General features: G+C 46.4%; 7 protein-coding genes. 1 reads left to right on the forward strand and 6 read right to left on the reverse strand.

Annotation, left to right across the window (positions count from 1 at the left end):
- Window positions 1–339 precede the first annotated feature (339 nt).
- From PIL01S_RS01545 to PIL01S_RS01570, 6 genes are all read right to left on the reverse strand, one after another.
- A complete protein-coding gene (locus PIL01S_RS01545; RefSeq protein WP_127535959.1) occupies window positions 340–1,983 on the reverse strand; it encodes an extracellular solute-binding protein in 1,644 nt (547 codons plus the stop codon).
- 122 nt (window positions 1,984–2,105) lie between these two features.
- The gene (locus PIL01S_RS01550; protein ID WP_127535960.1) at window positions 2,106–3,764 is read right to left on the reverse strand and encodes a response regulator; all 1,659 of its coding nucleotides are present in this window, start codon (window positions 3,762–3,764) and stop codon (window positions 2,106–2,108) included.
- Window positions 3,742–5,517 carry a sensor histidine kinase gene (locus tag PIL01S_RS01555; RefSeq protein WP_127535961.1) on the reverse strand — a complete coding sequence of 592 codons (1,776 nt, stop codon included), beginning with the start codon at window positions 5,515–5,517 and terminating at the stop codon, window positions 3,742–3,744. Before PIL01S_RS01555 ends, PIL01S_RS01550 begins: the two co-directional genes overlap by 23 nt.
- Window positions 5,518–5,597: 80 nt before the next feature.
- Entirely contained in the window at window positions 5,598–6,488 is an 891-nt protein-coding gene (locus tag PIL01S_RS01560) for a carbohydrate ABC transporter permease (protein WP_127535962.1), read from the reverse strand.
- A 15-nt stretch (window positions 6,489–6,503) separates the two neighbouring features.
- The gene (locus tag PIL01S_RS01565; RefSeq protein WP_127535963.1) at window positions 6,504–7,409 is read right to left on the reverse strand and encodes an ABC transporter permease; all 906 of its coding nucleotides are present in this window, start codon (window positions 7,407–7,409) and stop codon (window positions 6,504–6,506) included.
- Window positions 7,410–7,584: 175 nt separating this feature from the next.
- On the reverse strand, window positions 7,585–11,355 hold the full coding sequence (locus tag PIL01S_RS01570) for an alpha-L-arabinofuranosidase C-terminal domain-containing protein (RefSeq protein WP_127535964.1): 3,771 nt from the start codon (window positions 11,353–11,355) through the stop codon (window positions 7,585–7,587).
- A gap of 343 nt (window positions 11,356–11,698) precedes the next feature.
- Here PIL01S_RS01570 and PIL01S_RS01575 point away from each other — a divergent pair, with 343 nt between their 5' ends.
- Complete coding sequence (locus PIL01S_RS01575) at window positions 11,699–14,101, forward strand: LamG-like jellyroll fold domain-containing protein (protein WP_127535965.1); 2,403 nt, start codon at window positions 11,699–11,701, stop codon at window positions 14,099–14,101.
- Window positions 14,102–14,572 lie beyond the last annotated feature (471 nt).

Raw genomic sequence — 14,572 nt, forward strand, 5'->3', positions numbered from 1 at the left:
TCGTGTTAATCTATTGGTCCAGAAACCCGCTTGTACCGGGATCTGCTCGAAGAATCAGAAGTGTTCGTGTGATTGGAAATACATCACCATGCACATTCTCCCTGGTACCTGGTGCTCTGTTAATCAATGCTCTAAACTGTTTGCTGGATCATGACATCGGCTTTAAAGTCGTATATCGTAAAAACACATCGGCGATCTCCGGGGTTATATTGTTGAAACGCAAATGAGAAATGAAGCTTTAACCACATGGAGCACACTATTGTCCTAATATGTTTCAACGAATAATCAAGCACCAAAAGTGCCACAATACAAATTCAATTGTACTGTGGCACCTCTTGTTTATTTATTGGCATTAATGACTTCATTGACTTCCTGTGTAATCTGATCTCCGCCAAGTTTTTTCCAGTTGGCCACAAAGTTATCAAATTCATCAATCGACAGGTTGCCATAGATAATCTTCAAAAATGTCTCCGCTCTAAGCTTATCCAGTGTAGCCTGCTTCGTATTCATGGTTCTGGTTGGTGCATAAATAAATTCATTCATCACGATAAGGTCATTGTCACGGTAGTACTTAATCACGCCTTGTGAGCTCTCCGGTCCAAAGATGCGTTCCATATGCCATTTATCCAGATTGCCGTTACGGTAATCCATAATATCATCATAGAACAGTTTCGCTTCAAGCCCAAGCCCAGATATGTCTCCCGTTTTCAGGGCCTGTTCCACTTCATCCTGGGCCTTTACGTTTTTGTTGGCAGGCAGATTGGACACCGTTGCATTATGAAAACCAAGCCCGGTTAAACCATTCAAATAATCTGCGCGTTCCTTCTCGGCAGATTCTCCGAACATCTTCTCTGCCTGGAAATTCAGCAATTTAATGAGTGCTTCCGGATGCTCATACCCTTTGCGGACAGCGAAAATGCCGCCCAGGCTAAGGTGATTTTGCGTTTTGGCTGGCTGATCATCAATGGATTGTACCGGATACGGCATCCAGTCTACGTTCTGATCTTTCTTAATCATGCTGCTAACTTGGAACGGTGCCCATTGCGGCAAAAAGAACATCCCAGACTTCCCTGCGTTCACGTCTTCCATCATTTTCGCAAAATCTTTCACCCCAAATTCGGGATCCAGCACGCCTTTTTGATACAGGTTCTGCAGTTCTCTCAAGCCTTCCTTCACTTCAGGCTGGATAGTACCATTCACAACCTGACCCGATGCATCCTTGATCCAGGTTTCGAGATACCCATGATACCCCAGCAGGAACGCATTGATTGGCAAATCCTTGTTCAGCGCGATCCCGTACGTATCATCTTTACCATTGCCATCCGGATCTTCGAACGTGAACGCTTCCGCAATTTGGATGACATCCTGCATCGATTTTGGCGCTTCAAGCCCTACCTTTTTCAGCCAGTCCTGTCTGATCCAAATCATGTCCGATGAATCAAGTGAACCGGGAAAACTCACCATCGCGTAAATCTTGCCATCTTTGGTCACCGGTTTCAATCCTGCTCCGTCTTCTGCAGACATAAATTCCTTGACCAGATCCGATGCGTATTTATCATATACTTCCGTTAAGTCCTCAAGCATGCCCGCTTCATGTAATTGCTCGAACTGCACCGCACTTACTTTCAATACGTCAGGCAAATCTCCGCTTGCAAGGGTCACATTCATTTTATCGTTGTAATTGGCATCCGGCACAATCCAGTCATACGTAACTTCAATGCCGAGCTCGTCCTTGTAACCGCGGGTCCAAATATTGTTCGCGTGTGTATCCCCTTGAGCAAGTGATTCCTTACCCGTTTCGTTCATCGTCGAGGTTAATTTAATTGGCGGGTCATACTTGGTGAGTGGTCCTCCCGCATCCTGCTGGGTACTGGGCTTGGTTTCGCTCTCTGCATTACCAGCACCTGATGAACAGGCTGCAAGAGTCCCTGCCAGGATCATGCTAAGCGATAACAATGAAAGCCTTTTGAATGACATATTCATATGATGAATCCCCCTTTTTGTTCCTCCCGTGAGGTATGTGTTCATTGTATAAAGAAAGCGCTATCAGCACGAGTGGATCTCGTTTACATCTGGTATCTTTGATTTACCATTTGACACGTATTTTAACTTTTTTGATCCCTGTACTCCTGAGGCGTGCAGCCGATTGCTTTTTTGAAAAAACGATAAAAGTAATGCTGGTCACTGAAGCCGACCTTGGCGGAAATCTCATGCATTTTACACGAAGAACCGAGCAGCAGTTCCTTGCTTCGTTCAATGCGGCGATCATGAATATATTCCGAGATGCCTTTGCCCGTGATTCGTTTATACCAACGAGACAAGTACGAAGGATTGAGAGAGACTTCCTGTGCAATACGGGTAAGAGAGAGATCATCCTCCAGGTGATGCTTGATGTATTGATGGATTGAGATCAAGATTTGAGACTGATCATTCAGCCGGGTATCGCTCCGCTTCGATATCATCCATTCAAAGGCAGACTGATAGAAGATAACGAGTTCGGGCCACGGTGTATGGATATCAAAATGCAGCATGCGGGAGAGACCCATCTCTTCCTTCGCAGATTCGTATAAACCCAATTCATGAAGCAGTTCAATCAAGATATTCCCTGCTTCGGTATATACCTTCATTCGAAAGAACGGATCTTGAAGCCCCTCCTTCGAACTCTCAGTCCATTTCTGAAAAGAATTCATCCATTCTCTGTCCCCTGCTGCGACATGCTGCTTGACCTGATCCAGATGCAGCGACGCAACCGCCTGCTGGCTCAGTGGGTTTGGTAGCAAGTTCATATCCGGCTGCACGTTGACACGAAGCAGCTTTTCCATCCCGAGTCCAGGTCCTTCATGAATGGATAATCGCAACTGCGCGATGGCCTGATTCAGATCTATCCAAGCTACAGCCTGTTCACTCACCATGATCGATACAGAGAGGTTAAGGCAATCTGCACAAGATTGCTGCACAGACTCGAGCGTTCCATAGACAAAGCGAAGCGTTTGCTCCCACTGTTCCTGTGCATTCCCACGATACGCTGTACTTTCCGCAGCTGGCTGGATCAAACAAGCAATGACCTGATAATCCAGATCAATCGCCTTGACTGTCGACTTGTCCTGCAGCAGCTCCTCTGCCACATTGGCCACAGCATACCTGATTAAGCTCCGATCGGCCTGCGTCTGATAGTTGTTCCAATCCTCCACCCTTATAATGACCGGAAGAACGGGTTCCCCAGAATGAAAGGGAAGCTGCACGGCATCCAGTTCCTCCTGAAGCGAGGCGATATCATGCCTTTCCGTTCGCTTCATAAGATCGAGCATTAACTGACGCTGCAGCTGGGGCAGGGCTCTGGGCAGCTTGCTGCGAAACCAGGCATTCTGGTACCTGAAATCATTTTCTTCCGAAATTTGAGCCAAAGCGCGTTCTACTGCCGTACGTATATGATTCATGCCCTCCGTCTTGAGGAGATAATCCACCACACAGGGATTACGTATCGCCTGATGTGCATAATCGAATTCATTATGGCCTGTCAGCAGCAATACTTTGCATCTGGGCCATCGGTCCATGATTTTCTCAATGAGCTCCATGCCGTCCATTCCAGGCATACAGATATCGCTAAGCACAACATCCACCTTTACCGAATTCAACCACTCGATTGCTTCGAAGGCAGATTGGGCCTTAATAATCTCCATGTCCTGAAAATTCGCCTTCTGGAAGAAGGCATATAGTCCGTCCAAAATCACCGGTTCGTCATCAACGATCAGCATCCGCTGCATGAGGCAGCTCCCCTTTCCATGGAACATTCACGACAATGCATAAACCACCCAATTCACTACGTCTTGCAGCGAGACCGTAATCTGCACCAAACTTGATTCTCAGCCTTTGGTTTACATTGATAAGCCCCGTAATTTCTTCATCTTCCTGTCGCTGCGCAGGCTCCCCAAAGGACTGATCAAGTTCAGCTAACATCTCATCCGTTAACTGATCACCATCATCTTCAATCCGAATGGACAGCCTGCCCTCTGCGGCCTGATAAGAGAGTTTAAGGATACCTCCCTGACTTCGTTTGGCAAGTGCATGTTCGAAGACATTCTCCACGATTGGCTGAACAATGACTCTCGGAATCGCAATCGATCTGTACACAGGGTTCATATCCTCAATGAGCAATTGTACTCTTGACCCGAATCGGATCTTCTGAATCGCAGCATAGACCATCGCATGGTCTACTTCTTCACCGAGAGAGACTTCTGTCCGAGAGTCACGGGACATATACCTGAAGTACTGACCCAGATAATCGGTAAACTCCTGAATTAATTCAACGTTCTCCACCTCCGCCATCTGTTTAATACTGAACAGACTGTTGTATAGAAAGTGAGGCTGAATCTGGGATTGAAGATGTTTGAGCTCTGCTTCACTCGTTCGTATTCTGGCAACATAATTTTCTTCAATCAAAAGATGTAAGCGCTCTATCATATGGTTGAAACGAGAGTATAAATATCCGAATTCATCCCGTCTTGAATGCGGAATACGGATGTCTGGCTGCCCTTGCTCCACCAGTCTGAATCCTTTGACAAGTGCAGATAACGGCTTGTGGATCGATTTATAAACAGATAATGAGAAGATGATAATAATGACCACCGACATCACGGTTAACATCCATAACCACAGCTTATATCGTTCCAGTGGCGCCTGAAGCACTTCTTCAGGAATGCTGGAGGTTAATGTGAATGAATGATCCGAATCATAGAGAGAGTAATACAAATGATGATCGGAGTGGTATCTCGTTACCTGCAGCGCATCCTGCGATTCCGTTGGAAGCATCTGTAATAGTCTTTTAGAGACAGCCTGCTCTGAGGAGGAAATGACGACTTCGTGCTTGTCACCAAAGCTCAGCGTGATATCACTGCCGCCCGTTTCCGACAGCTGCTGCAGCCTTTTCTTCAGCTCATCCGCAGATAAGCGTATTCCCAATATAAAATTGGGCGGCTCCTCGTGATTCATATTGTACGGATTGCTCTTCAGGAAATAGAGATCATCTGCCGAAGTCGATAACTCCCCATTCAGATTCCCCATCGTTGCAAGCAGATCTTTCCACTCGTCGTCCTCAACGCTGCGGATGCCATCCACTGCACTTACACGCTTTTGTAGGGCCGGTACATAGTACACGACATCACTGATATATGGGCTTGTCACCATGATCTGACCGAGCTTCTTATGTATGTCGTTCAGACTGGAAGTAATCTCATACCGGCTCATAATGGGCGCTCTCGTGCTAAGTGTGGACATCGGTTCATCGAACGAAAATTCATTGACGAGACTGCTCATTCGTTCCAATTCGAATTGCAGATGATTGTGGTAGAAGTGCAGCTTGGAATCATGCGCATTTTCCACTTCGGTATGCATTTGCTTCGAGCTAGTATGTGTAATTACAATGCTGCTTCCATACAACGGGAGAATAACCAATACAAAAGCAATCATCAGTTTAACCACAATGGAGTTGGTCTTCCAGCTCCCTCCCAATAATCTCATTGCCCCTTCCACTCCTCTCCTCAAGCAGCAAAAAAGGAGCCGGAAATCGGCTCCTCTACTCGGTTTTCCTCCTACCGATCTTATCCCTTTACACTGCCGACAACAAGCCCATGAACGAAATACCGCTGCAGAAATGGATAGACGAGCAGAATGGGAATCACGGATAAAAAAATCTGGGACGCCTGGGTCGTTCGATCGGACACCTGGCTTAACAGCGTTGCATCCTCCAGCGTCATCATTTCACTCTGGATCATCGTCACCTGCTGCAGCATGGATTGCAGATACGTAGCGAGCGGATAATGCTCCGGGCTTTTCATATAGATCATGCCATCAAACCAGGCATTCCAGTGTCCGACCATGGCGAACAGCGTGATGGTTGCGATGCTTGGCAGGGAAATGGGCAGATAGATGCTCCATAGTGTACGGAAATGCCCTGCCCCATCCATCCATGAGGCTTCTTCCAATTCTTTGGGCAATCCTCTGAAGAAGTTCAGCATCAGCAGTACATTGAAGATGGGTACCGCCCCCGGTAATATCAGTGCCCAGATCGAATCCAGGAGACCTGCTTCCTTGACGACCAGATAACCTGGAATCAGCCCTCCACTGAACAGCATCGTGAAAACAAATATCCAGGCATAGAATGTTCTGGAACGAAACCTTGAAGCTTCTTTGGAAAGAGGAAAAGCCACGAGAATTGTAAAGATCAGATTCGTGGCAACTCCCAACACCACACGAAGCAGACTCGTGCCAAACGAGTTAAGGAACTGTTGATTTTCCAAAATGTACTTATAGGAAGATAACGTGAAATCCACGGGCCAGAACGTAACATTCCCTGCTTTGACTGCATCACTCGAACTGAAGGATATCGCCAATATATTCACGATCGGAAACAGGCAGAGCAAGGCAAGAATCGTCAGGATAACGTAGTTAAAACCTAAAAACCAGCGATAGGCTCTCGATGCATGGTGCATGATTCTGCCTCCTTTCTAAAATATGCGATAATTGGCGAACCGATAGGCCAGGAAATAACCAAGTCCGATAAAGATGAATGAAACCACCGACTTAATGAGGCCAAGTGCCGTAGAAACTGAATATTGGGCATCCTGTAAACCGATTCGATAGATCATCGTATCCAGGATATCACCGGATTCATAGACGAGCGGGTTGTACAGATTAAACACCTGATCGAACCCGCCATTAAGTACGTTTCCAAGACTCAGAGTAACCATTAGAATGACAATCGGACGAATTCCGGGCAGCGTAATATGCCAGGTCTGCTTCCATCGCCCTGCCCCGTCCATGACCGCGGCTTCATAGAGAGACTTATCAATGCTGGTCAGTGCTGCCAAATAAATGATGGTGCCAAAACCGAACTCTTTCCATTGATCAGTAATGACAAGTATGTACGGAAACCAATCGTTGCTGGCCAGAAATTGAATGGGCTCCATCCCGAGTGCCTTGAGCAGCATATTTACAATCCCACTGCTCGGGGATAACACATCCACGATAATGCCGGCCAGAATTACCCACGAAAAAAAGTGAGGCATATATATTACCGTTTGTATCGTTCGTTTAAATCCGGTTTTGCGTACTTCGTTGAGCAGTAGGGCGACGAGTACCGGAATCACAAGGCCGGATATAATTTTCATGACAGAAATGAATACCGTATTCCACACAACCTGGCCAAACCCCGGAAGATCGAACAGGTATCGGAAGTTATCCAAGCCTACCCAGTTCATGTTCTTAAATCCGGCAATCGGAGAGAAATTCTGAAAGGCGATCGAGAGACCTGCCATTGGAATGTAACCGAATACAATAATGATGATCAAACCTGGCAGAATCATAAGATGAAGCGGAATGTTTCTGATAAATTGTTTGTAGTTGGAACGCATGAGCTGTCTCCTCCTTCAAAATTTATTATAGGAGCAGGCATGCTGATGAAATAGTGTAGGTTATTTACTTTGGGTATCTTCTGTTGACTCTCCATCTGGAAACACAAAAAAACCGCGATTACTCGCGGTTTCTTCATGAATACTGTTCTCTTCCGGGGTAGAAGCATAAAAGAAATTACAAATCCAGAATCAATACATTGACTGAATGAGCGGGCAACTGAAGAATCACGGATTGACCGTCCAGTCCAATCTCCCGTTCCTGTGGAACCACCTTCTCATCATTCTTCTGGTTCACATTCGGAACATGAACCAAGGATTGATCTCCGCTGAGTGTGATCAACCGTGCTGCAGATTTCACATTCAGATCCTCAAGATGGACGTGTGTGGATTTGTCCACACTATCGGCATTCACCATTTTTACATATACATGCTGCTGATCTCTCGTCACGCAATGGAACACCTCACGGTTATATGCTTCGAGCTTGTAATCCAGCACTTTGCTGGTTGTATGTCCGTCTGTGTAGGAGCAGATCAAGCTCTTCCCTGTAACGCCGCCATAATTGACAGTGATCGTATAATCGGTACCGCTCTCCAGCGTTTCATAATTCGCAGCTCTCAGGTTACCCGCTGCGGAACTTGAAGAATAATCACCGAGAGTATATCCTTCGATACCTTGTTTGTACACTTTTACTCCCGTTGCATCACCACCGTAACCAATCGCATATTCAATGACATCCTTCTTGTCAGATGAAATATCCGTAAGTCCCACACCAACATAGAAACCGTCATCACCCGCCAAGCGCTTGGTTTCCACCTGCACCTTGTAATTCGTCCATTCTTCATTCAGAAGATATATCCCGTTCAGGCCGCTGGTTTGCCCTTTCAGCACAAGTCCGTTACCGGCTTCAAGTGTATATCCGTTCGAACCAGGAATCAGACCCCACGCCTCATTCAGCTTCGTCTGCTCCCTGAAATCTTCACTCAACAGCACGCTGCCATCCTGATTGGATGTGACCGTAACCCGTTTCACGACGATGTCTGCATTACCGGTTGCAATCTCGATTCCTCCATGAGGGATGAGCTCCACCTGTTTTCCTTTGCTGTACGTCTTAAACGAAGTGCCGACCACTTGATCTCCAACGTATTTCGCAAAAAGGTGCTGAACGTAGTAGTTCGGTGTATACCATACTGTTTCATCATCAAACCAGATGCAATCCGGTGTCCAGCGATAGGTTCCATCCGTCAGCACTTTATTGAACAATGGCGCATAGGCAGCCAAACGAACGACATCTGCATTGTTTTCGAAGCCGGTCATGATTGCTGCTTCTGCAACGGCACCTGCAAGTGTGTTTTTGTCCGTGGATGCGTACTCTCCGACAAAGACCTTGGAAGTCTCTTTCCAGTTGATTTGCCCATCTTCAAGATATGCCCGATGGTAGTAGTTATAACGATCCACGTTATTCAGCAAGTAATCATTGGAGCGGTAATAGTGTTCGTCTGCAATGGTATCCATGTAATCGTCCTGCTTCTCATACCAGGTTACCGTTTCTTCAATGACCTTCTGTCCATCCGCAAACGCGATTTGGGCCGAACCCGTAAGGTTACCGCTCAGGAACTTCCAGCCTTGTTGGTATGCATCATCGTCCGCTTGTGCACCAACAGTTGAAATGATATGCAATTCATGATCCGGATAGTGCAGCTTCATATATTCATCAATGGATGCTTTGAAAACCTCAAAATTGGCGAAAAATTCGGTTCCCCAGTTTTCATTGCCCACGCCCAGATAGTGTAGATCAAACGGTTCAGGATGCCCCATTTGGCTTCGTATTGCGGCCCATTCGTTATGTTCAACATCTGTACTCAGGGCAAAATCGATCAAATCAGTGAAGTTTTTGATGTAATATTCTCTTAATGCGCCGCCAGCCGGATGTGCATAATCCGAACGTGCCTGACACAGAACTCCACAGGCCATAACGGGAACCGGAGCGGCATTCAAATCTTCCGCGAGCTGGAAGTACTCCATGTATCCAAGCCCCATCGTCATCATGTAACCCCAGACATTGTAGTTCTCTTTGCGCAGCTCAACCGGACCAACGGAATCCTTCCAGTCGTACACATTATCCCATATGAAGGACCCTTCCGAGATGCAGCCTCCCGGAAAGCGCAGAAACTTGGGGTGCATATCAACGAGAGCCTGAACCAGATCCTTTCTCAGTCGATAGTTCGGATTCCCCTTGTAGTTAGCGTGTGCTGATGTGGAAATGCCGGCTTCATCAGGAACTGCGCCCCATACGTCCCGTGGGATCAGAGACACCATATCGATGGAAATATCTCCTTCAAACGTAAGCGCGAGCTGCCCAAGTGCTGTCTCTGTTCCGGTAAGAACAAGAGCCTGATTTCTCGTTTCCGAATCCACCCTGACTGCACCATACTTTTTCCAGGTACCTCCTCCATCTACATGAACCTTGACGGAATCACTAATTACAGTTTCCGAGCCATCCTGTAGTTGTATGGTTATCGTACCGGCCGAATTTGCCTTTGCCCAGATGGTGAAGTCGTATTGTTCACCTTTTTTGATGGACATGGCACAATGCTGATTGGTATCGGAAAAACCGCGATTTCGTATCGTTGCTCCATCCTGAACCGTCACATAGTAAGCATTTGCATCCGGGTCTTCGAGTTTGAAGTGTTCATTCAATCCACCTTCGTGATGCACATTCATTTTGCTGGTATCGCCAGACCAGGCGAATAATGGATCCCGGTTCCTCCCCGTCGAACATCCGCATTCACCGGAGGTATGTGAGTATGTATCAAATGCAAAAGATTCAAATGAACGATTCTGAACCAGCTCGGCATAGATTCCGCCATCCGCCGCATTGTTAATATCCTCGTAGAACAGACCGTACATGACCTCACTAATATCAGCGACTTGCTGATCGCCGTGGATTGTTATGGTATAAGGCGGCAGCTCCTCCGGCAATACGGATACGTCAAAACTTTTGCTCAGCGTGCTTTCACCTTTACTCAAAATTGCACTCAGGCTTGCTTCCTGTGCCGAGGTAATGGACTGCACTTTCCCATCATGTGACAGCACTTCGGGACAATTGGACTGCCAGTGGACCTTCACTTTCCCACCTAGCAGGTCAACAGGCAGCGAAATATTCTTCGTAATGATTCGGGTCGGAAATGACAAATATTTATCTCCTGCCAACGTAACAATCTCTTCATCGGTTAATGATTCACACATGACTTCGATGACTTCATCTATGGTTAATCCGGCCTGATATATCCGAAAATCGGACAGTGATCCGGCAAAATCCAAATCGGCTGCATACTGAGAGCGACCAATGTAATTCTGGCTGTAATTGGCCGAATCCGTGAAGGAATCGAACCATCTGCGCAGCTGCGCATAATTACCACTGGACGTCTGACTGATGGACCCATCCGCTATTTTCTCTCCATTCACATAGACGATCGGGCCAGCACTGCTAAGCGTACCTCCTTGAGTACCAGCTACCGACAAAGCTATATGCATCCATTCCCCTGTAGCAAATCCTCGGCCCGGATCCACAACCAGATCCCCTTCGGCAGACATCGTTCCTCTCAGCTGTCTCGTCAAAAACAGATATGGGCCCTGTTCTCCTTTTCCAAAGTCAAAAATGCGTTCCCACACATTGGAGCCCTTGTTCAGATGTACCCAGGCTGCCACAGTGATGCCTGTTTTATCGCTTACATTTTGAAATAGATCTGAAGGTAACTGAAGATACGATGTCCCATTCTCCCCCCCTGCAAAAGTAGCCGCATTCCTTCCACTCACTCTCGCCACCGATGGTACCGAATGACCTCCAGCAATGCCATCCTTGCCTTGGCCGGAATAATCCTTACCGATGTTGCCCGCATCCTCAAACTTGTAATGTGCAATAATTTGATCTTGATAACTGCTCATCATTATGCCTCCTATGTAGATCATCAATTAATTCATGAATATATGAATCATTAATATATTTATAAATATCTTATATACACGTTATAGTACTCATTTCGAATTGGATTTTCAACTAAAAACTTCAAATCGGTAGTAAATTCAAAATAAATTCATACTTTAGTCATTCATTTCGCTTTTTATAACTCGTTTCAACAACATGGTTTACAAAAATATAAATTAATTGATATTATAGCAAATGTAAGCGCTTGATTCGAGCATTAACTGAAAGGAGGACTGCACTACCACGTTCATCTTTGTATTTTTAACTTGTTTAATAATTTGTGAATGAAGAAAGGGGACACGTATGAAGCGTTATTTGGTCATTGCACTTAGTACGGCATTGCTCTCTACTCCAGCTCTTTCGCCAGTCTCCGCTTTGGCGGACAATACAGCCACAACGGCTATCAATTCGCAAAGTTCCACCATATCGAACAAAACTCAGGTACCTGAGTTTAAGGACGTTTCCGTTCATGATCCTTCTGTCATCAAGGTAGATGATACGTATTATGTATTCGGCTCACATCTACAGGTGGCCAAGTCCAAAGATTTAATCAGCTGGGATTCCGTCGCTTCAGGCGTTACGGATGACAATCCCGTCGTTCCCAATGTAACCAAGGAATTCGCTGAAGCTCTGCAATGGGCTCAGACGGATACGCTCTGGGCAGCAGACGTCATTCAACTGGCAGATGGCAAGTTCTATATGTATTACAATGCCTGCAAAGGGGATTCTCCCCGGTCTGCCCTTGGAGTCGCCGTAGCTGACAACATTGAAGGCCCATACAAGGATCAGGGACTTTTGCTGAAATCAGGCATGTGGGATGAAATTAGCGAAGATGGCACCATCTATGATGCGACCAAACATCCCAACGTGGTCGATCCGGATGTATTTTTTGATAAAAACGGCAAGCTCTGGATGGTGTACGGATCTTACTCCGGAGGGATTTTCATTCTGGAAATGGATGAGACAACCGGCAAACCACTGCCTAATCAAGGTTATGGCAAGAAGCTGACCGGAGGCAACCACAGCCGAATTGAGGCCCCTTATATGCTCTACAGTCCCGAAACCGATTATTATTATCTGTACTTGTCTTATGGTGGACTTGATGCTGTCGGTGGATATAACATTCGTGTGGCCCGTTCCAAGACTCCGGATGGCCCCTTCTACGATGCTGAAGGCAACGATATGATCAAGGTTATGGCAGATAAGAATAAGCCGTTGTTTGATGACGAATCCATTGAGCCATATGGCGTGAAACTGCTCGGAAACTACCTGTTCGAGAGACAGATCGGCGACCCCGGCATCGGCCAGGGGACAGGATATGTATCTCCTGGACACAACTCCGCTTATTATGATGAAGAGACCGGCAAGCACTTCCTCATCTTCCACACACGCTTTCCGAATCGCGGAGAAGAGCATGAAGTACGGGTTCATGAGATGCATATGAACTCCGAAGGATGGCCTGTCGTCTCTCCTTACCGCTATGCAGGTATCGAGAGTGATGCGGTACAAGTGACGGAACAAGATGCTGTTGGTTCTTACAAATGGGTCAATCACGGGAAGGATATCACAGCCGAGATCAAGCCGTCCCAGATCATTCAATTTGCGGCAGGTGGCCAGATTACTGGTGCCGTTACAGGGACATGGAGCCTCCTGGAGGACAACAAGGTACGAATAACGACCAATAATATGGTATACGAAGGCGTCTTCACCCAGGAATGGGATGCGGAATCCCAGCAGAACGTGCTGACCTTCAGTGCACTCTCTTCATCCGGTGTAGCCGTCTGGGGAAGTCAGATGAACGCTATGAAGGATCAGGATGTGGTACAGGCGGTGAAAAAGGATCTGACCATTGGAAATACGGAGAATATTTTCTATGACCTCTCCCTTCCCACCACAGGTACACGGGATAGTCAGATCACATGGAAATCATCTCTCCCCTCTGTCCTATCGGCTGATGGAGCAGTAAATCGGCCACGCAGCGGCAAAGGGGATGCCAAAGTAAAATTGACCGCAACAATCCAAAAAGGAACGGCCACAGCCAGCAAAACGTTCCAAGTGACCGTGCCTGAACAGGCAGCTGGCCCACTGCTGGGCGAGTATACGTTTGACAACAAAAAGCTCGCTAAAATCGTACAGGATTCGAGTAAAAACGGTTATCATGGCCAGGCCTTTAATGTAGTAAGCTCAGCAATTGGCACGAAGAATCAGGCTGCTGCTTTTAACGGAAAAGACAGCTACATTCAGTTGCCTGGACTTCTGACGGACACAACAGACTTCACCTTCAGTGCCTGGGTAAATTGGGACGGGGGCGGAGCCTGGCAGCGTATATTCGATTTCGGCAATGGTTTGACTAAACATATGTTCCTTACGCCAGCCCAGCATACTGGCGCTCTCCAATTTACCATCCATGATCAGGGTCGTGATCAGAGTCTAATTGCGGCTGAAGCGCTGCCTACAAACCAGTGGGTTCATGTCGCTGTCACGTTGCAAGGAGACACAGGCACGTTGTATGTAAACGGTAAATCGGTTGCGAGCAGCTCTGAAATCACGTTCAATCCGAAGGATCTACAAGCTTCGGAAGCCTATCTGGGCAAGAGCCGATATGCTGCCGATCCGTTCTATCAAGGCAAATTGGATCAGGTTAGAGTGTATGACAAAGCGCTAAGCGCCAAAGAAATCCAGCGTCAAGCAGAAGTCCAGCCTTGAACGGTTGAACTCTAATGTATCAACATATTAATTAATTAAAAATAATACCACCTAAAGCAGCCACCTAAGAACTCCCCTCTTAAATTTAGACTAATATATTTATGCAACTTGTTTGGCATGTTCTCGGTATTGTACCGGGATCATGCCTTTTATTTTGACTTGATACGTTTGTGATTGTAGTAAACCATGGATCGTGCTAGTTCTTTTTGAAATGTTCTACACTTCAGACTCATGAAGATAAAGAAACTCTGATTTCATAATGCCATATATCTACGTTGATATGTTCAGTGAGATTAAGATCACCTCTACTTTCACCTACAAAAGAGTCCTTTCTAAGAATGTAACCTCTTTATTTTTAATCTACTTTTGAACTCAGCTGTGATTGTCTTCCGTGTACATATTAGCATTCATTTTAGTGAATGAGTTACACCCCCCCCCCACTGCATCGTTTACTAGTCAAAATGCTTATAT

The organism is Paenibacillus illinoisensis NBRC 15959 (assembly GCF_004000925.1).
Taxonomy (GTDB): Bacteria; Bacillota; Bacilli; order Paenibacillales; family Paenibacillaceae; genus Paenibacillus; species Paenibacillus illinoisensis.

What these genes read in the sequence shown, in the direction of transcription:
- PIL01S_RS01550 (WP_127535960.1), bottom strand. Translation starts at nt 3,764, where the DNA reads ATGCAGCGGATGCTGATCGTTGATGACGAACCGGTGATTTTGGACGGA.
- PIL01S_RS01565 (WP_127535963.1), bottom strand. Translation starts at nt 7,409, where the DNA reads ATGCGTTCCAACTACAAACAATTTATCAGAAACATTCCGCTTCATCTT.
- PIL01S_RS01545 (WP_127535959.1), bottom strand. Translation starts at nt 1,983, where the DNA reads ATGAATATGTCATTCAAAAGGCTTTCATTGTTATCGCTTAGCATGATC.
- PIL01S_RS01555 (WP_127535961.1), bottom strand. Translation starts at nt 5,517, where the DNA reads ATGAGATTATTGGGAGGGAGCTGGAAGACCAACTCCATTGTGGTTAAA.
- PIL01S_RS01575 (WP_127535965.1), top strand. Translation starts at nt 11,699, where the DNA reads ATGAAGCGTTATTTGGTCATTGCACTTAGTACGGCATTGCTCTCTACT.
- PIL01S_RS01570 (WP_127535964.1), bottom strand. Translation starts at nt 11,355, where the DNA reads ATGAGCAGTTATCAAGATCAAATTATTGCACATTACAAGTTTGAGGAT.
- PIL01S_RS01560 (WP_127535962.1), bottom strand. Translation starts at nt 6,488, where the DNA reads ATGCACCATGCATCGAGAGCCTATCGCTGGTTTTTAGGTTTTAACTAC.